The organism is Actinomycetota bacterium (assembly GCA_014360655.1).
Taxonomy (GTDB): Bacteria; Actinomycetota; Geothermincolia; order Geothermincolales; family RBG-13-55-18; genus JACIXC01.
The window spans coordinates 1-18,912 of record JACIXC010000020.1; the positions used below are offsets into that span (position 1 = coordinate 1).

The following is an 18,912-nucleotide window of genomic DNA, read 5'->3' on the forward strand; positions in this document are numbered from 1 at the left end:
GCTCAACGAGATCCTTTGCAGATGGAATTACGTGTACAATTACGTGAGACCACACCAGAGCCTGGGTTATCTCACCCCCATGGAGTTCCTGAAGGCGTGGATGGAGGAGAGCAAGGATAGGGATGATGTGTTCACCATGTAGTGAACCAGGACACGTTGTTGACGTGTATTTCAGGTTGATGTAGATTTAATCCCGAACGCGATACACAGTGAGGACTTCGGAAAAGGGAAACAGTCCGGATAAGCATCGGGAAGACGGTGAGTTCAGACAAATATTGGACTGAAGAAAGCAACTCAGTTCAAAGGGGCCACAAGAAGAATTATCGAGGATGGAAGGTTTTCGGCAGGATCCGCGTCAAGAAGCGGGAGAGGCCACGGGATTGCGCCATGTAACCCGAGGCTTCAGAAAATACGCCGCACATGTCATTCGGATGAAGGGCTAAGTGTTATATGCAAGGGCGCGAGGCAGTTCCTTACGCCGCTGGAAGAGAGGAGAGCCGACCCCTCCGGATAGAGCCGGAACAGGGCAAACCTCCAGTGGCTGACTGCATAATGACTGGTTATGGGGCTGCAGAACCTTCCTTGGCTATCGCCAGCGATGGAACCATATTCTATGCCCCGGTGTTCACCCCGAAGGGCAACGGGCTGATCCGCTCACGGGATAAGGGTAAGACATGGGATCTTATCATCCCCCGCTTCGGCAACACGGAATGCCACAGCCGGGTTCAGACTTACCTTTACCTGGATCCGGCCACCGACCGCGTCTTCTTTCACTCCTCGCTCCTGAGAATGTTTCCGCCTCGCCTGAAAAGGGGCTTCAATCTCACCTGGAGCGACGACCAGGGAGATACCTGGCATCACGTTAAGCTGGAAATCGAGGCCCTGGACTGGCTCAAGGTATACGCTGGACCCCCGGCGAGAAGCGAAACCAGTGACTACCCCAACATTGTCTACATGTCCGCTCCCACCCCTATCTCCACCCGATGCTGGCCTGTTCTCTTCCCCAAACTGCAGCAGGTATGGCGTTCGCTTGATGGGGGAAATACCTGGGAAAATGCGGGCTGCATAAGCCTGGTGCCCCACGACCACGGCTTGCCAAGGCATGAATGGATCATCTTCGGTTCCGGGGTGGTGGCGAAGGACGGCACGGTTTACCTGGGCTTCCGCCGCGGTCCTCGTCTGGGCCTGGCCGTGAGCCGCGACGAGGGGAAGACCTGGGAGGTGAAGGATGTGCCCGGTTCCCGGCTCCTTCGCTATTTCAACATCCTCCAGATCGGGATCATCAACGGGAACTACGTTTTCAGCGAACCACTGGCCTTGGACGGGGAGGGAAATCTTTACGCCATCTGGCCGGACGACAAGGACGTCCTCCGTATGGCGTATTCCCGTGACGGAGGTCATACCTGGAGCGCCCCGGTAGTAGTCTCGGCCCCAGAAGTCAAACATGTCCGTTACCATGCTATGACGGTGCGGGAGCCGGGACGTGTGGCAATAGCCTACTATGGGAGCCCTAACGGACTCCACTATCACGGCTACATCGCGGAATCGAGCGATGCCTTCAAGGAAGAGCCCATTTTCTGGTCGGCCACGGTGAACGACCCTTCTGATCCCCTCTACCGATACGGGTTCAACGTGGGTTACCTGGAGATGTGGTTCGGAGGCGACCTTAACGAGATCGTGCACATCCGTTACTCCCCGGATGGGGACATCTGGGCATCTTTCTGCAAGAGGATGCCGCCCCTCATCCTGGACCGGAGTTGGAAACGCGGGGAGCACGCATACTCAAAACTGCAGGGGGTGATCGGAAGGATGCGTTGGTTCAAGTCTTGAATCTCCTATGCACGGCTTTTGGATCCCCGCTTAACGCATTAGAACCTGGCGTCCCTGAATAGTCGTTTTTTCGGGAATTCAAAACGCAAGAATTCAAGGCCTGATCAATTTAAAGGAGGCGGACGTTGATAGAGAAGTTCATACCTTATTTTTCCAGGTTCCAGGTCCCTCCGCCAGGCAGCATTTTCGAGGCGACAGTGGACGGCCCGCATTCCAGCGTGGCCCATTATGCGGGAGCGCGACCCCTGAATCCCCAACCGAAGGTTAAGCCCCAAGCTTTGGGTTTGAGTACGGGGATCATGACCACCACCCCCACCCTGGCCATCACCAGCAAGGGGACGATATTCGCCGCTTTGCGTAACCGCGGGGTGGCACGTTCCCTAGACAACGGCCGTACCTGGGAGATTATAAAACCTCCCGACAGTCACGGTGACACCCACGAGAACGGGGAACACGGGTTCGTATACGTAGACCGGGTCACCGACCGGGTATTCTACGTGACATGGATGACGGTGAATTCCTTCGGTGTGCGACGCCGACACTGGACGCGCCGAACAAGCGGCAGCTATATCTCCTGGAGTGACGACGAGGGCGAAACCTGGGAGCATGCCTCGGTGGGTCCGGACACATGGGATTGGCCCAAGATGCTCACCGGCCCAGCCGTTTACAGCAAAACGGAGGGATATCCCAACGTCGTCTACTTCCGGGCTATGTATCCCAAGATCCTGGGACCCTTGGCTAAATATTATAAATCTCTCGACGGGGGAAAGACTTGGACGCCCACCGCCCGGTTCGCCTGCGACGGGTTCGAGCCTGGCTACGGCATGGTGGGTCCGGATGGAACCATCTACCTGGACGAGATCTACACCCTGGGATGGAAGTCGGGATGGCGGGGTTCTCCCTATCCCTATCGCTGGAGGGAACAGGGTAAGCTTCGCGTGGTCATCAGCCGGGACGAGGGGGACACCTGGGAACAACGCCCGGTCACCGGGGCCTTCTGTCCCCTGGCCTTCTACGGCATACAGAGGGTGGCCGTAGACCAGGGAGGGAACCTTTACGCTGTCTGGGAGGACAACCGGGATGGCCTCCCCTACCTAAGCATATCCAGGGATGGAGGTCATACGTGGTCGCCACGCATGATGGTGGCCGCGCCGGGAGTCAGGCATGTCCAGTACCAGGTGAACGTGGTGGCCCTCGAGGAGGGCCACATAGCCATATCTTACCTGGGAAGTCCCCGGCGCCTCGGGTTCATCAACCTGCCCTACACACCGGACGCCCGCCCTTATAGCGGTTATATATGCGAATGCTTTAATGCCCTGGATCCGGAACCGGTCTTCTGGAGCGCCCCGGTCAACGATCCCTCTCGCCCCATCGTGCCCTGGGCCAGGTTCTGCGACGCGCTGGGTGAGGGCATGCACGTCACTTTTGGGCCGGATGGAACGCCCTGGGCGGCCTTCACCAGGGTGGTTAACCCCTGGTTTCCCATAGGTCCTGCGGTCTTTTACAGAACGCTTCCCACCGAGCTTTACGTGGGGTTTTATACCAGATGACAAACCAAGCTCACCTTAAAGGGTCGGCCCGATCCCTGGACATGAGGGGGACGCGCCTTGACTCTATGCACTTACCTGGAGAAAGCCCGGAATTTACATGCTTGTTTGAACACAGAATAACGCGCCGCCTTAAAGGCACTCGGAGGGAAAACCGGGCTAGGCATCATGAACCGGGATGCAGTATCCACCGGGTTGCAGTTCATAATGCCTGCGGAGTTTAATAATTTTATATCTTGATCAAAGCCTTTTTTATCGATTCCGGAAAGCAATGCGGACATGGCATCATGAGCAACAAGACCACGGTCAAGGACAAGAGGGTTTCCGCAGCGGAACGCAGAGAGATCATACTGGAAGCGGCCCTGAGCGTTTTCGCTGATCACGGATACGAGGGGGCCAGAGTGAATGAGATCGCAAGCCGCGCCGACGTCACCCGACCCATCCTCTATCGGCACTTTCCGAGCAAGCTCAGCATGCTCATCGCCCTCGTGGACCGAGCCGGGGAAAGCCTGGTGCAGGCCATGTCCGAGGCACCGTCCGAGGACCTGAACTGGAGGGATTCCATTCGTCACGATGTCCGTGCCTATCTGGATTTCGTGGAGAGATATGGGAAAGGATATAACCTCCTGTACTTTGGCGGGGCTGTGCCTGGACCAGGAGGTCTCCAGGCGCATCTTGGATGTCCGTAAGAGGATAACCCGCATTGTGGAAAATCGTATCCGTTTCTTCACCGACACGCGTAAGACCTCGGGCAAAGAGGTGGAGATGATAGCGGTGATGTTAGTGGGTATGGTGGAAGAAGGCGCCAATCACTGGATGAAAGATAAGAAGGTCTCTCGCAAGGTATGCGAGGAATACCTGGTACGTGCGGTTTCCGGCGTACTTGCCCACCTCCCTCCCCGCGGACGTTGAACCTGTTGGGGTTGACCCAATAACACTATCTGGCCACTTCGTGGTGGTCTACCCATGTCCATGATGTTGGATCAGCGCTATGCGGACGCCATTCGGGTCCCCCACGAAGGCCAGGGTCCCCACGGTTATGGGGGTGGGCTCCATGGTAATGGTGGCCCCCTTGGCCTTGAGCTCGTTCACGGTGGCCTCGATGTTTTCCACTTCCATGCCCACCGAGTAAAGGCCCGGTTCTTGGGGGTTGCTCTCATCCCTGATGAGCTCTATTAAGGTGTCTCCCTTTCCCCTCAGGAGCACGATCCTCAGCCCCGGCTTGGGGTCATGGCGACTTTCGATCTCGAAACCCATGACCTCGGTGTAGAACCTGATGGATTCCTCGATGTCCGCGACCATGATGGTGGCATACCTGATCCTCATCAATGATCACCCCTTCGTTTAAGCTTTATCGCCGCGTCCCTCCCTCCAGAGAACCCAGGAGGATTCAAACCGGGTTTGTCGCCACCGGCCGATAAAATAATAACCGTTATCAAGGATCTTACAATGCCGATACGAGGTTAGTGCAACAAAAAGTGTGTAAATCCATAATATGCCATAGTTCCCTCATGTGATTCATGCTCCGGTCGTTTTCACCTCCTGCGATCTCTGTACGAGCTCCTCGAGTAGAAGATCTATGTCCATCCTGCCAGTTTCACGGTAATGTGCCGTACATCTTTGAAGAGCCCCATGTCCTGCCCGACGAAAAGTTTGAAGCACGTTCGGGGGCGCCTGCGCCCGGAAGTGGAAGCAGGGCACCCCGGGTGATAAGTTAGAAAGTGGCACGGCCCAGTGAGCTACGGAGGGGCTCCGGGAAAACCGGGGAGGTGAGGGAATGCGCATAGATTCCTTCCGTTTCGGGTCCATCGAGGTGGACGGGAAGAAGTACGGAAAGGACGTGGTCATCGACGGCGGGGGAAACGTAAGGCGGCGCAAGGGCGGTTTCCTCAAGTTCGGTTCCCACCGCATCACCGTGGAGGAGCTCAGGGATATCGCCGCGGCGACGGAGAAACCCGACCTGCTCATAGTGGGGCTGGGCACCGCTGGCGCCGCGCGGCTGGACCCGGAAGCCGAAGCCTGGGCCGCCGGGGAAGGGGTGGAGCTCTTCGCGGTCGTGTCCCCGGGGGCGGTGGAGCGGTTCAACCGGGAACAGGAAAAGGGGGAAAGAAGGGTGGCCGCCCTCATCCACGTCACCTGTTGAGGTTTTACGCGGGAATACGCGGAATCCGCGTGGCGGAGGCGGAAAAGGAGGTGCAGGATGCCCACGGTCACGGTGGAGGGTCCACCCCTCAAGGACCTGGACCGCAAGCGCGCGCTGACCAGGGAGATCACCGATGCCCTGGAGAGGGCCTACGGGCTGCCGCGGGAGGTTTACGTCGTGGTCATCAAGGAAAACCTGCCCGAGAACGTCTGCGTGGGAGGAGAGCTCATCTGCGACCGCGTCGCCCGCCGGGGAGGGGAAAGAGGGAAGACCGAGGAACCTTGACGCGGCAGGCACGGCGGGGGGTCTGCTCCCCGGGCTGCCGGCGGCGCTTCTGGTTGGGAGACCTCAGCCGGAAAGGAAGGGTCGCGTGCTTGTGGCCCTTGGAGGTATGCCCTGCCTTTGCTTTCGCCGGTTTCCCGCGCGGGGCGGCGTATTCCTCCCTCCGGGGGTATCCCTTATAATAGACGCACGGGTAGGCGACTACGAGGGCATGACGCGGAAGGGTGACCGAGCTGGCCTAAGGTGATCGCCTGCTAAGCGATTGTGTGGGTAAAACCGCACCGTGGGTTCAAATCCCACCCCTTCCGCCAGCCATAAGCCGGGAGTACGCAAGAGGTCCTCCCGGTTTGCTTATCGGTAAGGCGGGGGGCGGGAGCGCCGTTCCTGCGAGTCGCGGGGGAGAAAAGGTCGCGGGGCAGGAAAGCAGCCGGGCGCGCCGGGCGTTCACGCAGGCCGGAGAGCCGGCGCGGAAGCACGGAGGCGCCGAAGCGGGGCCCCGGCCGCGGCTCCATCGCAAGGGAAGGAGGTTGCGTTGAGCAGGAGGCGGCTGAAGAAGATAATCGCCAGGTACGGAGGGAAAGGGAAGCGCGTCCGTGCCGCGAAGGGGGACGGGCGGCAGGAAGCTGGACGATCCGGAAGGCGAAGGAGAAGGCCGCCGGGGAAAGGGGCCCTGAAGCCGGCCGTGAGACAGGGGAAGAAGCCGGCCGTGAAAAGGGAGAGGATGCGGGAGAGGAGACGCGAAAAGAGGCGCTGGGGACGCAAGCTGTTCTTCCTGGGCGCCCTGGCGGGAGGGGGAGCCCTCATGGCGAGGGCTTACCTGGAGGAGCCGGGACCGGGCAGGGGCACGGTCACCATGGGGGACGAACAGCCGGGTCCGCTTGCCGCCATGATGGGGAAGCTGCTGGAAGACCTGCTGAGGGACCCCCAGAAGAAGGCTCTGGCCGACAGGCTCCGGCTCTCCGTGGCCGTCCAGGACATCGACCACCCGGAGCTCGCGGCCACCATGAGCTTCCGGGGCAGCGACGTGACGGTCAGCGACGGTGTCGCCGCGGGAAGCGATGTCTATATAGGTTGCGAGCTGGCCCTGTTGCTGAGCCTCGCCCAGGCGGGGAAAGGCTTGCAGGCGATCAGGTGGCTGCAGTCACCGGAGGGGCGGAAGGTCGTGGACGCCGTCAGGAGCGGCCGCCTCAAGATGCGCGGGATAGCCGGCAAACCCGCGCAGATGATCCTCTTCCAGAAGTTCCTGACGCCATCAGGGTGAGGCCCCATACAAAGCCGGGGAAAGGGAGCGCCGGTAGCTCGCCGGGATCTCGGAGGCGCCCACGCACGCAGGCATGGTGACAATGGCGGACGTTTGCCGACCCTCTCCCCCTGTTGCCCGATGGACCGCAGTGCTTTAACGCCCGTTGTCCTGCGGCGGAAAGATTATCCTCCGCACCGTTTCGCGCAGCTCCTCGAGCTTGAACGGCTTGGTGATGTAGGCGGTGATGCCCATCTCCGCGCACCTCTCCTGGTCCTCGCGGGCCGACTTCGCCGTGAGCATGACGATGGGGATGTCGCGGGTATCCGTGTTCTCCTTCAACTGCCGCAGGACCTCGTAGCCGTCCATGACCGGCATCATGATGTCCAGGAGGATGATGTCGGGCCTCGCGGAGCTGGCAATACGGACCGCTTCCCTGCCACTGTCCGCAAGCAGTACCTTGATGCCTAATTTTGCCAGGTTTAATTCGACCAGCCGCAGGAAGAGCCGGTCGTCGTCGACCACCAGCGCGCAGGCTTCCATCCTTCACCCCCCCGCTACCATCACGCTGTTATATATTCCCATGGGGGTCCCTTTTAAACCGGTTGCCCGCCTTGCGGGCAAGGGGCATCCCCCGTCCGGATGGACTCCGGCTGCGTTTTCAAGGACCTGTTGCTCGCCTTGCGGTCAAGAGGAAGGGCGGGAACGGGGGGGATGGCGATGCTCCACCAGAAGGAATCGCCGCGAATAGGAATCGCCGCAAATAGAGGACCCCGGTTTCCGGCAAACCGGGGTCAGCAGGGAGGGAGGTGCTCCGGTAGGGGTACCAGAGCACGGATGAGGTCGATATCAAGACGCCATATGCAAATCTCCACCTCGCTTGCGGCCTCTCCTCTTCGCGCGGGAAAAGCCGCCCTGAACGCCGTTAATAAGTCATGCTACTTTCAGGTAGCTTTATATATATACCTTTTGGGGAAAATAATCAACCCCGTTTTTGTCTACATTCCCGCTGCCCCCGCCTCGTAGAGCCGACCCTGCACGATCGCCTTAAGGATGAGAGGTGAACGTCACCCTGCCCCGGGTCGCTTGTCTGTCTTGATGATGATACGGCCTTGCGAACTCTTTCAACCCGTAGAGCGCCCGCCGGGACGATGCAGCTCTTGCACTTTCCCCGCCAGCCCTCCATGCATCTCCCGTCTCCGCCCGTACCCCATCTGTTATATAATGTGCTTGGTCGCTCTCGAGGTCGAGCATGGCGCGTAAACAGGGATTTCCCCGCTCAACCGCGGTCAGCCCGGAGGTCCGGGCAGCCGCTTCGTCGGCAAGTGATGTTTTCCGGGCAGGGATGTTTTCCGGACAGGGAAGGAGGGAGAGGTCTGATGATGGGCGGAAACTGGGGCAAGGTACTGTTGGTGGACCTGACCTCGGGCACCATCGGCACGGAGGAGATACCCGAGGAGCATTACCGCGATTTCCTGGGCGGCAGCGGCCTGGCCGCCAAGTGGTTCTTCGATCACCGCGGCTGGGAGGCGGACCCGCTTTCGCCGGAGAACCCGCTCATGATCATGAACGGGCCCCTCTCGGGCACCAGCCTGCCGGGGGTGTCCCGCCTGGAGATATGCGCCCGCTCTCCCCTCACCGGCATCTGGGGGGAGTCCTCCATGGGCGGCCATTTCTCCCCCCAGCTGAAGCGGACCGGCTACGACGGCGTCATCGTGACGGGCGCCTCACAGAAGCCGGTCTACCTCTACGTGAGCGACGAGACGGCGGAGATACGCGACGCGTCGCACCTCTGGGGCAAGGACACCTACGAGACGGAGGAGCTGCTCAAGGAGGAGATCGGCGATAAGCGGGCGCAGGTCATATGCATAGGCCCGGCCGGCGAGAACCTGGTAAAGTTTGCCAACGTGATGAACGACCGGGGCTCCACCGCTGGACGCTGCGGCATGGGCGCGGTCATGGGGTACAAGCGCCTCAAGGCGGTGGTAGCGCGGGGCAACAAGAAGGCCCCCATCGCCGACGAGGAGGGCTTCAGGGCCGCGCGGGAGAGGATGTCCGAGATACTCAAGTTCAGCATGGTGGCGGAGGCCTTCCGCGCCTTCGGCTCCAACGTGCACATGGAGTACGGCATGGCCATAGGCGACGTGCCCGTCAAGAACTGGCGCGAGGCCTACTGGGCGGAGGGGCCCGAGAAACTGGGCGGCACCGCGGTGGCCGAGAAGATACTGGTGAGGACGCACTCCTGCTTCGCCTGCCCCATCTCCTGCAAGCGTATCGTGGAGGTCAAGGAAGGCCCTTACGCCCTCGCGGAGGGGCCGGGCTCGGAGTACGAGGCGGCCGCCGCCCTCGGCACCCTGCAGAGGATGGACTCCATGGAGGCCAACCACAAGGCCAACGAGCTGTGCAACCGTTACGGGATGGACGTCATATCCTGCGGCAGCGCGATCGCCTACGCCACGGAGGCCTTTGAGGCCGGCCTCATCAAGGAGGAGGACACGGGGGGCCTGAAGCTGGGGTGGAACAAGCCGGACGTGCTCCTGGAGCTCATACGAAAGACGGCCTACCGGGAGGGCATCGGGGACGAGCTGGCCGAGGGAGTGCGCGCCATGTCCGAGAAGTTCGGGGGCGAGGAGTTCGCCATCCACGTCAAGGGGCTGGAGTGCCCCATGCACGACCCACGCGCCCTGTGGGGCATGGCTCTCACCTACGCCACCTCCATACGCGGCGCCTGCCACTGCGCGGACTCGAACCTCTACGTGGACCTTGGTCTCACGAACCACGGCGACCTCGGGGTGAAGAGGACCTGGCCTTACCGCGCCGCGGGCAAGGCGGCGCAGACCGTGGCCTCGCAGAAGAAGGGGGTCATCGCCAATTCCGCCGTCATATGCGAGTACGCCTGGAACGCGACGGGGGGCGCCCTGCCCGAGATGGTCATGATGCTCAACCCGGTGACGGGGTTCCGCTACACGGTGGACGAGCTGGCGAAGGTGGGTGACCGCATCTGGTACATCAAGCGGGCCCTGGGAAACCTCTGCGGGGCCACGCGCGAGGACGACCGGCTGCCCAGGCGCATCCTGGAGCCCCATCCCGAGGGCGTGACCTCCAGCCTGCACCTGGCGGTCTACCCGCAGTTCATGTCCATCGGCCCCATGGGCAAGCTGCGCGTGGAAGGGTTGAAGAACGCCACCGTGGGCTTCATGAACAAATTCGTGTACCCCAACATGGACAGGCTGCTCACCACCATGAACAAGCTTCCCCTCTTTTCCCTGCGCAGGAAAAAACTGGAAAGAGGCGACCCCGAGGAGGTCAGGCGCAAGACGGTGGCCTTCGAGGAGATGCTCGAGGAGTTCTACCGCCTGCGCGACCTGGACGGGCAGGGAAGGCCGAGCAGGCGGCGCCTGGAGGAGCTGGGCCTCAAGGACGTGGCGGACGTCTTGCACGGCTGAAAGAGGTTGCCGTCGCCCGCAAGGGCTCGCGAGGAGGGTAGTGACAGCATGCCCACCGTGAAGTTCTTCGCCACCCTGCGCAAGGCGGCCGGCGAGGCGGGCTACCGGAGCTCGGCCCGCAACGTGGCGGAGGTCCTCAAGGAAGTGGAGAGGAGATACGGGGACGGCGTTTCACGCTACCTGCGCAACGTCACCGTGCTGGTCAACGGGCGGCACATCGGGTATTTAAAGGGGAAGAGGACGCGCCTGGAGCCGGACGACGAGGTCTCGCTTTTCCCGCCCGTGGCTGGAGGATGACCCCCGAAGCACTTCACGGCCTTCCCCCACGGTGACGGCGACGCACTGGGGACGCGGGTACGCTGCGCACCATTGCGTGCTGTCGAAAACCCGCGGGCCTCTCACATGGGGGTGATCGTCACCCCGCCCCCTCCCGGGGGGCCGCCCACCTGCATGGAGGCCAGCTCGCGCACGCACGCGTCCAGCAGCTCGCCGCCGGAAGCGATGTTCTCGCAGGCCTCGGCCGCGCGGGCGGAAACTCCCGCCAGGTTGGCGTTGGAGGCCAGGGCCGTCCACTGGCGCAGGTGGTCCACCTCCTTCTGCAGCCTCTCGGCGCTGTGCCTGAGGGCCACCTTCAGGGTGACCAGGTCTATGCCTTCACGGCACATGCGGTTCACCTCCCATGTACTTTTCCCGGAGACTCGACCAGGAGGCCCGCGCGGAAGCCTCCCCCATCCAGTATGGGAGAAGCGGGAAGGGGGCGCAACCGCGGATGGGGATGCACGGGGTATCGCGTGCGGACCTTGACGGCTATCGATCTTATGCTCGGACCGGGGCGATCACACGCAGTTCTCGGCCGGCGCTTTCCCCAGCTCAACCATGGCGCGCCGCAGCGTTTCCTTCCCCTTCTCGCTCATGCCCGAGAGCGGCAGGCGGACCCCGCCGACGCCCACGCCCATCCAGTTTAGGGCCTGCTTGATGGCCGTCGGGTTGGGCTCGCAGAAGAGGGCCCTTACCAGGGGCAACACGCGGAAGTGTATCTCGCGGGCCTCCTCCAGGTTACCCTCCCAGACCAGGCGGCACATGCGGCTGAACTCCGCTCCCAGTACGTGCCCCACTGCGGCGACGCAACCCGCGCCTCCAAGGCAGAGCACCAGGAAGGTCACCGCGTCCTCGCCGCAATAGACGTGGAAGTCGCCGCCGTTCCCGCGCGTGTTTTCGATGATGGAGCTCACCTGGAGGATATCCCCCGAAGCCTCCTTTATGCCGACGACGTTCTCGAGCTCCGCCAGGCGCAGCACCGTTTCCACGTCGATGTTGCGCCCGGTGCGGAAAGGGATGTTATAGAGGATGAGGGGAAGCGAGGTGCTTTCCGCCACGGCCTTGAAGTGCTGGTAGATGCCCTCCTGGCTGGGACGGTTGTAGTAGGGGCTGACCTGGAGGCTGCCGTTGACCCCCAGCCTCTCCGCCGCCTGCGTCATCTCGACAGCCTCCCGCGTGCTGTTGCTTCCGGTGCCGGCGATGACCGGCACCCTTCCCGCGGTCTCCTCCTGCACTATCTCTATCACCTTAAGGTGTTCCTCGTGGCTCAGGGTGGGGGATTCCCCGGTGGTGCCGCATGGTATGAGGGCGTCCGCGGCCTGTTCCTCGATGAGGTAGTTCACCAGGCGGCGCAGGGCGGGCTCGTCAACGCGGCCCCTCTCGTCGAAGGGAGTGACCAGGGGGATCAGGCACCCTTTCACGTTCCAGTCCACCACGCTGCCTCCTTTTCTCCACCGTTATGACCGGACACCAGCAGGAACGGTTTAAGTGTAATGATAGCAGACGGCACGCGCGCAAAGAAGGAGGATAGATGAGGCGTCCGCGCGCAAGGAAGGAGGACGGAGGATGCGCCTGCCGAAACGACACGGCATCCCGCGCGCAGGGAAGGAGGCGTCCCCGGCCGAAGAGAAGAAGACGGTTCCCGGGCGGAAGGCGCGCGCGGAGCGCAAGTTTTTCGGGCGATCGTGTCACGGTTGCAGGAATGGATGCGTTTCAGCATGAAGAGGCGATGTTACTGACATAAAGTCATATATGGTTATATATGGAAATTGAAGATCGGCGCTAAAAATTACCCCCTACCCTATTGACAGCGGGAGAGGTGATGATATGATGGATTCGTTCCGGCTGAGCTTGGGGAAAACTAAGGATTTAAGCGGGTTTCCGCTTGTGTGTCCGGAACGTAGGTAGGAACCCAGGATGCCGAGTAGAAAACGTCTTGGCCCCGGCCTCGACGGTCCCAAAGGTATCTTGGGTTTCTACTTTCCGGCGCGCCCCGCTTCCGTGGCGGCGCGACCGTCTCATGAACGGAAACGCACGCGCTTTATCGAAACAAGTCCAGTCGAAACAAGCATGTTCAAGTGGCGGCGTGACCGTCTCATGAACGGAAACGCACGCAGTTGCGCCCCGCTTCCTTCGCCTCGTAGAGCGCGGCATCGGCCTTGGCCACGATATCCGAGCGGTCCTCGACCCCCGCGCAGGGATAAGCGGTCACTCCCTGGCTAACGGTGACCTGTACCGGCTCCCCCTCCGGCCCGGCGAAATCGTGTCCCTCCACCGCCGCGCGGATGCGCTCGGCGGTCTTGAGCGCGTTTTCCAGCTCCGTCTCGGGAAGGAGGATGGCGAACTCCTCGCCGCCGTAGCGGGCCAGGATGTCCATGGTGCGCAGGCAGCCCTTGATGATGGAGGCCGTTTCCTTGAGGACCTCGTCGCCGTAGAGGTGCCCGTAGGTGTCGTTTATCTTCTTGAAGAAGTCGATGTCCAGCATGATGAGGGAGAAGACGGTGCCGTAGCGCATGGAGCGCTTGAACTCCTTTTCAAAGAGCTCCTGGAAGAAGCGGTGGTTATATATCTTGGTCAGTCCGTCGGTGATGGCCATGCGCTTGGCGTCCTCGTAGAGGCGGGCGTTGTCCACGATCATCACCAGCTGGTTGCTCACCAGGTTGAGGATGGCCTGGGCGTCGCGGCGGAAGGCTGGGGTGGGAGGGCCGGCCAGCAGCAGGAGCCCGATGGGCGCGCGGTGGGCGATCAGGGGGATGTGGATGTATACCGGCTCCGGCATGTCGCCGTCGGGGGAGGTCACCAGGTTGCCCTCTCCCAGGATGACGCGGCCTATCGTCCGGGGGTCCCTCACCCGCCACGCGTAGCCGGTGGCGATGTCCAGGGACTCTTGCACGGCGCCCTCCAGGGCCTCCGTCGCGGTGGGCTGGTTGACGTACAGGTGCATCTCCATCTCCTCGAAGAGGAGCAGCAAGCCCAGCTGGTAGTTGAATAACTTGTCCAGGATCTCGAAGATCGAACACACCGTTTCGTTGAAGTCCTGCAGCGAGCCGGCAAGGGATGCGATATCGTTGAGGATGGTGGTCTCGTAGAGCTTGCGGTCCAGGAGGTCGGTGATCTTGTTGATGATGTAATCCTCGCTGACGTCCTTTCTCCGCTTGCGGGAGAGTTCCTTGCTCTCACGGTACTGCGAGGTGTCGGCGAGCAGCTCATCCACCTTTTCCAGGAGGTGCTCGGGCTTGAATCCCTTGGTGATGTAAGCGTCGGCTCCCGTCTTCAGGCCCCAGAACATGTCGCTCTGGTGTTCACGTCCCGTGAGCATGATGATGGGCATCCAGGAGGTCATGGGATCCTCCTTGAGGAGGCGGCACACCTGGTAGCCCTTTATCTTGGGCATCTCGATGTCCAGGATGAGGAGGTCGGGGAGGAGGGAGAAGGCCTTCAACGCCGCCTCTATGCCGTCCCAGGCCACGTCGACCCTGTAACCGGCCTGTTCGAGTATGGAGCCGGTCACCTTGACCACCAGCTTGTTGTCGTCGGCCAACAACACGTGCTTCTTTTCGGCCATGGCGCTCTTCTCCCCGTTCCTTATCGCTTATGATTTATCGGCTTGCGCGCTTCCGGGGTTAACCCGGGCGGCCGGGAGGTTCCGGCGCTTCCCGCGCGCTCATGGGCGGTAGGGTTCCGGCCCTTCCCGCGCGGGGCGCAGGACGAGCTCCACCCTCCCGTTCTCCAGGGCGGCCGCGAGCTCGCAGGCCTCGTCGGGGGTGACCTCGAGGAGAACGCAGCCGTTCGACGTCCATCCCGTTAAGTCGCCTGAAAGCGCTTCCTCCCCGGAAGCGTCGTGGTGCGGGGAGGAGGCGGGATCGCATACCTCCAGGACGCCCACGTTCTCCATGGCCAGGCGCGAGAAACCGCCGCTCGTGCAGATGATGTCCACACGGCTACCCGGGGCCAGCCGGGAGGGCGGGAAGGCCACCGCCTCGCACGGCAGTGGAAAGGCGCGCAGCCCGGCGTCGAGCCCACCCGTCGCCCACTCCCCGTCCCGTGATGAAACGGCGCCTTCCAGCAGGGGTTCTCCCTGCCGCACGGGATAGCGCAGCACCCGGCCGCTTACCTCCGCGGCATCCGTGAAGGTGCCTGGGAGGAGGTACCTGTCGGGAAAAGGAACCAGGTCGAGGGAGGAGGCGTCGAGCGTCTCGCCCGCGCGCAGGTCCCGTGCGGCGACCACCAGCTTCACCAGGTTCCCGCTCGCGGCGACGCGCGACTGCAGGCTGCGCAGGTAGGCGAAGACGCCGAAGGCGGCGAGGACGGCGGCGGCGAGGGAGGCCGCCAGGTAGAGGCGTGAGGAACGGAACCTGAGCATGTGCGCTACCACTCCTTTCTAGGTTATTGCCATGCCCGTCTTTGCCGGCCCGGCGCCCGCGTTTCCCCCGTTCTGCGCGGCCTTTTCGCGGGGAGTCACCTTGCGCGCGGGAGCATGACCGTCATGTGCGCGGCAGCATGGCCGCTTTTCCCGCCTGCGCGGTGCCGCCCCGCTGCCCGACACGGCGGGACCGCCTAGCGCAGCGGGATGAACTGGAAAAGGTTGCAGGAGGTGTCAAGGAAGAGGAAGCCGCTGCGGATGGCCTCTCCCCCGCACAGCACCTTCGCCACCTCCTGTGCCTGCAGCGCGGCGACGAGGGCCGGGGTGGTGGGGGGATTCCCCTCCACCAGCTCTATGCCCCGGTCCTCCCCCGGCGCGTAAAGCGAGCGCAGGCCGGGGTCGCCCGGGTAGATGGTCATGACCTGGCCGGCGTTGCCCGCGATGGCGCCGTGCACCATGGGGATGCCCAGCCGCGCGCACCCTTCCTCCAGGGCCAGTCGCGAGGAGACGGTGTCCAGGGCATCCACCACCACCTGGGCTTCCCCGAAGACCTCGTCGAAATTGTCGGCGGTGACGAAGCACCGGTGAGCGGAGACCTCGAGGTCGGGGTCGATCTCCGCCACCCTTTCCCGGGCGCGCAATGCCTTGGGGCGGCCGATGTCGCACTCCCGGCACAGCAGCTGGCGGTTGAGGTTGTTCTCCTCGAAAACGTCGGGGTCGGCGAGGATGAGGCGGCCCACGCCGTAACGGGCGAGAAACTCGGTCACGCAACCCCCGAGCCCGCCCAGCCCGCAGACCCCCACGCAGGAGCGGAGGAGGCGCAGCTGGCCCTCCATGCCCAGGGTCCCGATGTTGCGCTGGTAGCGCGCCGGGACGATCCCGAGCTCGAGGGCGCGTACAGCCACCTGCAGGCCGGATAGGCGGAAACGAGCGGCCAGTTCCCTGGCCCGCTGCAATGGCAGAACCAGCGAACCCTCCTCCCGCACGGCCGCGGCCGTCAACGCATCGCGCAGCTCCCGCTCCATACCCAAATTATATAACATGTCTAACTTATATACAAGGTTTTTGCCGGGCGCCGTCCCCATGCCCCCTCGAGGCGTCCTTTCCGCCCCGCGTCGCCCGACGCCCTGCGGCGGGACGGGGGAACGACAGAGGGGGGCACGTAGGGGGTAAGGCGCGCGGCCCGGTCGTCACGAGGGTCACCCCGTGCTTCGCCTCGCGGGACACCAGGAGGCAGGGCCAGCAAATATTCCGGGGATCTCCGCCACGGAAGCGAGGCCACCCCGGCCTCCTTTCTCAGGCGCGCAGCCTCTCGCGGGCATGGCGCCTTACGTCCTCCCGCAAGAGCACGCCCAGCAGCCGCCCCTCCTCCGTGACCCAGAGAAAATCCCTACCGCTCCTCTCCATGAGGGCCATGACCTCAAAAAGCGGGTGCCGCGACGAACAGGTATCTTCCGGCCGCAGGGGGCGGGCCACCGCGGCAACGGGGGTCTCCTCCCAGGCGGACTTTGCCGCCTTTTTCAGATCCGCCATGCTCACCGTGCCCGCGAGCTTTCCCTGGCGCAGCACGGGTATCACGGCGCCGGGCGTTCTTTCCAGGTGAACGCGGTACACCTCCTCCAGGGTGGCGGAAAGGTCGACGGCCGGAACGCCGGGCCGCAGGAGGTCATAGGCGGTCGCGTCCGCGAGCGCAAGCCGCAGGCGAAGCTGGCGGAAGCTGTTCTCCGCCGCCTGCACGAGGAAGGTGCCTATGAGTATGAACCATACCCCGGCGAGTATATAGTCGCCGCGGTTGCGCAGGAGGTCGGCCAGGAGCATGGAGATGCCGGCCGTAACCATGAGCGCCCCGAAGACCTCGCCCAGGCGGCTGGCTGCGCGCGTGCTTCTTTCCATATCGTGCCAGTGATGCCAGAGGAGGGAGCGGAGTATCCTGCCGCCGTCCAGGGGGAAGCCGGGGACGAGGTTGAAGGTCCCCAGGCCGAAGTTCACCGTGGCGAGGAGCATCAGCCCGAAGGAGACGGTCTCCGCGCCCAGCTGGTGGGCGAGGTAGGAAAAGGCGCCGAAGAGGAGGCAGAGGAGGTAGGAGCAGAGGGGGCCGGCCACCGCCATCTTGAACTCAACGCCAGGGGAGGTGACGTCCTTTCCCATCTGGGCCACCCCCCCGAAGACGAAGAGCGTGATGCGGTTGATGGGGACGCCGTTGCGGGTGGCTACCAGGGAGTGCGAGAGCTCGTGCAGGAGGACGGAGGCGAAGAAGAGAAGGGTGGTCAGCAGGGCCACGGGCACGTAGATGGCGGGGCCCGAGGAGACGTTGACCTGGAAGAACTGCAGGACCACCCAGAGGAGCAGCGCGAAGACGATGAACCAGCTCCAGTGGATGAAGACGTCGATACCCCGGAAAGCTCCGACGCGCAGGCCTTTCCTGGGGATCACGGTCCCGTTCTCTTTACGCTTCTTCCTGGATCTCGAGGGGGCTGATGGTGGCCTCGTCGAGCATGGAGGAGCACTCGCAGGAACGCTCCCCGGCGACGGCGGGCACCAGCTTCTCCAGGAGCAGAAGCAGCTTCTCGTTGTTCTCCCGGAAGACGCGCCCGACCTCCTCCGCGGTCACCGATTTCACGCCCTCCTCGTCGGCTATCCAGACGTCCCAGTCCGTGACCAGCGAGATGTTGAGGTAGCACATGCCCAGCTCTCGTACGAGGACCACTTCCGGGTACTGCGTCATGTTGATGACGTCCCATCCCTGGGCGTGGTACCACTTGCTCTCCGCCCGCGTGCTGAAGCGGGGCCCCTGGATGATGACCGCCGTGCCGCCGTTGCGGCAGGGGATGCCCATGCGCGTGGCCACGTCGTGGCATATCCCCCTCATCTCGGGGCAGTAGGGTTCCGCGCAGCTTATGTGCACGGCGGCGGGGCCGTCGTAGAAGGTGCATTCCGAGCGCGCGGTGCGGTCGATGAACTGGTCGCAGAGGACGAAGGTGCCCGGCGGGATCTCCCGCTGCAGGGAACCGCAGGCGCCGGGGGAGATGATGCGCTCCACCCCGAATTCCCGCATCCCGAAGACGTTGGCGCGGTAATTGATGCGGTGCGGTGGATACTGGTGGAAGCGGCCGTGCCGGGGGAGGAAGACCACCGGGACGCCGGCCAGTTCCCCCACCGTGAAGCGGTCGCTGGGCGCCCCGTAGGGGGTGTGGACGGCGTAGCTCTTCGCCCCCTGCAGCAGGGAATAGAAGCCGGATCCCCCGAACACGCCGATCTTCGCCTGGGGCAGTCTCATGTCACGCTCCTTCGCGTTTCGGCGTGGCGGCCGCACTCAGGCGCCGGTGCCGCCACTGGAAGGTATTTCCTCCTTTTCTCCGCTTCCCTTCCCGCCCGCTTCCCCGGAATCCTTTTCCGCCTTCTCCGGGCGGGACTTGCCGCCGTTGTCCGAGGCGGCGCGGGAGTCCGTCTTGTAGAAGCCGGAGCCCTTGAAGATGATGCCCACGGGACGGAAGAGGCGCCTCACCCTGCCGCCGCAGCGGGGGCAGCTTTCCACCGTATCGTTCATCCCGTGCGTAACCTCGAAGACGTCGTCGCACTCGATGCACTTGTAGTCGTATGTCGGCATATCGGCTCACCTCTGGCAACGTGTTCGCAGTTGAAAATATACCCATTATCCGCCATCCGTTCAACTCTAACACCTCCTTTCGCAAGGCGGGTTGCGGCTTCTCATGTCCTGCCGTCCTCCGCGCCGCCTGCCGCGC

The 18,912-nt window shown here is 62.9% G+C and carries 20 protein-coding genes and 1 tRNA gene; 11 read left to right on the forward strand and 10 right to left on the reverse strand.

Features of this window, described 5'->3' with window-relative positions:
- From H5T73_11590 to H5T73_11610, 5 genes are all read left to right on the forward strand, one after another.
- Nucleotides 1-142, forward strand: a 142-nt coding sequence (locus tag H5T73_11590; GenBank protein MBC7248401.1) for a transposase, incomplete at its 5' end; no start/stop codon positions are given.
- A 440-nt stretch (nucleotides 143-582) separates the two neighbouring features.
- Nucleotides 583-1,830 (forward strand): exo-alpha-sialidase, encoded by a 1,248-nt coding sequence (locus tag H5T73_11595; GenBank protein MBC7248402.1) that lies wholly within the window; start codon nucleotides 583-585, stop codon nucleotides 1,828-1,830.
- A gap of 278 nt (nucleotides 1,831-2,108) precedes the next feature.
- Nucleotides 2,109-3,380 carry an exo-alpha-sialidase gene (locus H5T73_11600; protein ID MBC7248403.1) on the forward strand — a complete coding sequence of 424 codons (1,272 nt, stop codon included), beginning with the start codon at nucleotides 2,109-2,111 and terminating at the stop codon, nucleotides 3,378-3,380.
- A gap of 284 nt (nucleotides 3,381-3,664) precedes the next feature.
- Nucleotides 3,665-4,066, forward strand: coding sequence for a TetR/AcrR family transcriptional regulator (locus H5T73_11605; GenBank protein MBC7248404.1), 402 nt, complete (start codon nucleotides 3,665-3,667; stop codon nucleotides 4,064-4,066).
- Between the two features lie 16 nt (nucleotides 4,067-4,082).
- A complete protein-coding gene (locus H5T73_11610; protein MBC7248405.1) occupies nucleotides 4,083-4,289 on the forward strand; it encodes a hypothetical protein in 207 nt (68 codons plus the stop codon).
- Between the two features lie 48 nt (nucleotides 4,290-4,337).
- On the opposite strand, the gene H5T73_11615 is transcribed toward H5T73_11610, so the two are convergent.
- Nucleotides 4,338-4,703 carry a VOC family protein gene (locus tag H5T73_11615; GenBank protein ID MBC7248406.1) on the reverse strand — a complete coding sequence of 122 codons (366 nt, stop codon included), beginning with the start codon at nucleotides 4,701-4,703 and terminating at the stop codon, nucleotides 4,338-4,340.
- A gap of 451 nt (nucleotides 4,704-5,154) precedes the next feature.
- Between H5T73_11615 and H5T73_11620 the strand changes: the two genes are divergently transcribed.
- The 4 genes from H5T73_11620 (at nucleotide 5,155) to H5T73_11635 (ending at nucleotide 7,063) form a co-directional block, all read left to right on the forward strand.
- The gene (locus H5T73_11620) at nucleotides 5,155-5,520 is read left to right on the forward strand and encodes a hypothetical protein (GenBank protein MBC7248407.1); all 366 of its coding nucleotides are present in this window, start codon (nucleotides 5,155-5,157) and stop codon (nucleotides 5,518-5,520) included.
- Between the two features lie 57 nt (nucleotides 5,521-5,577).
- Complete coding sequence (locus H5T73_11625) at nucleotides 5,578-5,805, forward strand: tautomerase family protein (GenBank protein MBC7248408.1); 228 nt, start codon at nucleotides 5,578-5,580, stop codon at nucleotides 5,803-5,805.
- Nucleotides 5,806-6,020: 215 nt separating this feature from the next.
- A tRNA-Ser gene (locus H5T73_11630) sits at nucleotides 6,021-6,113 on the forward strand.
- Nucleotides 6,114-6,334: 221 nt separating this feature from the next.
- Entirely contained in the window at nucleotides 6,335-7,063 is a 729-nt protein-coding gene (locus H5T73_11635) for a hypothetical protein (protein MBC7248409.1), read from the forward strand.
- A 135-nt stretch (nucleotides 7,064-7,198) separates the two neighbouring features.
- Here the strand turns inward: H5T73_11635 and H5T73_11640 are convergent, their stop codons facing one another.
- Entirely contained in the window at nucleotides 7,199-7,567 is a 369-nt protein-coding gene (locus tag H5T73_11640) for a response regulator (protein ID MBC7248410.1), read from the reverse strand.
- Nucleotides 7,568-8,421: 854 nt separating this feature from the next.
- On the opposite strand from H5T73_11640, the gene H5T73_11645 reads away from it, so the two are divergent.
- Both H5T73_11645 and H5T73_11650 read left to right on the forward strand, forming a co-directional pair.
- Entirely contained in the window at nucleotides 8,422-10,488 is a 2,067-nt protein-coding gene (locus H5T73_11645; protein MBC7248411.1) for an aldehyde ferredoxin oxidoreductase family protein, read from the forward strand.
- 48 nt (nucleotides 10,489-10,536) lie between these two features.
- Nucleotides 10,537-10,785 carry a MoaD family protein gene (locus H5T73_11650; GenBank protein ID MBC7248412.1) on the forward strand — a complete coding sequence of 83 codons (249 nt, stop codon included), beginning with the start codon at nucleotides 10,537-10,539 and terminating at the stop codon, nucleotides 10,783-10,785.
- A gap of 101 nt (nucleotides 10,786-10,886) precedes the next feature.
- Here the strand turns inward: H5T73_11650 and H5T73_11655 are convergent, their stop codons facing one another.
- The 8 genes from H5T73_11655 to H5T73_11690 all read right to left on the reverse strand — a co-directional run bounded on the left by H5T73_11655 (nucleotide 10,887) and on the right by H5T73_11690 (nucleotide 18,776).
- The gene (locus H5T73_11655) at nucleotides 10,887-11,153 is read right to left on the reverse strand and encodes a hypothetical protein (protein MBC7248413.1); all 267 of its coding nucleotides are present in this window, start codon (nucleotides 11,151-11,153) and stop codon (nucleotides 10,887-10,889) included.
- Between the two features lie 171 nt (nucleotides 11,154-11,324).
- Nucleotides 11,325-12,227 carry a 4-hydroxy-tetrahydrodipicolinate synthase gene (locus H5T73_11660; protein MBC7248414.1) on the reverse strand — a complete coding sequence of 301 codons (903 nt, stop codon included), beginning with the start codon at nucleotides 12,225-12,227 and terminating at the stop codon, nucleotides 11,325-11,327.
- A gap of 674 nt (nucleotides 12,228-12,901) precedes the next feature.
- The gene (locus tag H5T73_11665) at nucleotides 12,902-14,371 is read right to left on the reverse strand and encodes a diguanylate cyclase (protein MBC7248415.1); all 1,470 of its coding nucleotides are present in this window, start codon (nucleotides 14,369-14,371) and stop codon (nucleotides 12,902-12,904) included.
- 99 nt (nucleotides 14,372-14,470) lie between these two features.
- Nucleotides 14,471-15,169 carry a Flp pilus assembly protein CpaB gene (gene cpaB, locus H5T73_11670; GenBank protein MBC7248416.1) on the reverse strand — a complete coding sequence of 233 codons (699 nt, stop codon included), beginning with the start codon at nucleotides 15,167-15,169 and terminating at the stop codon, nucleotides 14,471-14,473.
- A 194-nt stretch (nucleotides 15,170-15,363) separates the two neighbouring features.
- Nucleotides 15,364-16,194, reverse strand: coding sequence for a HesA/MoeB/ThiF family protein (locus H5T73_11675; GenBank protein ID MBC7248417.1), 831 nt, complete (start codon nucleotides 16,192-16,194; stop codon nucleotides 15,364-15,366).
- A 271-nt stretch (nucleotides 16,195-16,465) separates the two neighbouring features.
- A complete protein-coding gene (locus H5T73_11680) occupies nucleotides 16,466-17,602 on the reverse strand; it encodes a site-2 protease family protein (protein ID MBC7248418.1) in 1,137 nt (378 codons plus the stop codon).
- 13 nt (nucleotides 17,603-17,615) lie between these two features.
- Nucleotides 17,616-18,446, reverse strand: a complete 831-nt coding sequence (locus H5T73_11685; GenBank protein MBC7248419.1) for an S-methyl-5'-thioadenosine phosphorylase — start codon at nucleotides 18,444-18,446, stop codon at nucleotides 17,616-17,618.
- A gap of 36 nt (nucleotides 18,447-18,482) precedes the next feature.
- Nucleotides 18,483-18,776 (reverse strand): FmdB family transcriptional regulator, encoded by a 294-nt coding sequence (locus H5T73_11690; protein MBC7248420.1) that lies wholly within the window; start codon nucleotides 18,774-18,776, stop codon nucleotides 18,483-18,485.
- Nucleotides 18,777-18,912 lie beyond the last annotated feature (136 nt).

Bases quoted from the DNA above. Each gene is read 5' to 3' on its own strand.
- H5T73_11605 (MBC7248404.1), top strand. From the start codon at position 3,665: ATGAGCAACAAGACCACGGTCAAGGACAAGAGGGTTTCCGCAGCGGAA.
- H5T73_11685 (MBC7248419.1), bottom strand. From the start codon at position 18,446: ATGAGACTGCCCCAGGCGAAGATCGGCGTGTTCGGGGGATCCGGCTTC.
- H5T73_11690 (MBC7248420.1), bottom strand. From the start codon at position 18,776: ATGCCGACATACGACTACAAGTGCATCGAGTGCGACGACGTCTTCGAG.
- H5T73_11645 (MBC7248411.1), top strand. From the start codon at position 8,422: ATGATGGGCGGAAACTGGGGCAAGGTACTGTTGGTGGACCTGACCTCG.
- H5T73_11675 (MBC7248417.1), bottom strand. From the start codon at position 16,194: ATGGAGCGGGAGCTGCGCGATGCGTTGACGGCCGCGGCCGTGCGGGAG.
- H5T73_11655 (MBC7248413.1), bottom strand. From the start codon at position 11,153: ATGTGCCGTGAAGGCATAGACCTGGTCACCCTGAAGGTGGCCCTCAGG.
- cpaB (MBC7248416.1), bottom strand. From the start codon at position 15,169: ATGCTCAGGTTCCGTTCCTCACGCCTCTACCTGGCGGCCTCCCTCGCC.
- H5T73_11620 (MBC7248407.1), top strand. From the start codon at position 5,155: ATGCGCATAGATTCCTTCCGTTTCGGGTCCATCGAGGTGGACGGGAAG.
- H5T73_11625 (MBC7248408.1), top strand. From the start codon at position 5,578: ATGCCCACGGTCACGGTGGAGGGTCCACCCCTCAAGGACCTGGACCGC.
- H5T73_11615 (MBC7248406.1), bottom strand. From the start codon at position 4,703: ATGAGGATCAGGTATGCCACCATCATGGTCGCGGACATCGAGGAATCC.
- H5T73_11650 (MBC7248412.1), top strand. From the start codon at position 10,537: ATGCCCACCGTGAAGTTCTTCGCCACCCTGCGCAAGGCGGCCGGCGAG.
- H5T73_11665 (MBC7248415.1), bottom strand. From the start codon at position 14,371: ATGGCCGAAAAGAAGCACGTGTTGTTGGCCGACGACAACAAGCTGGTG.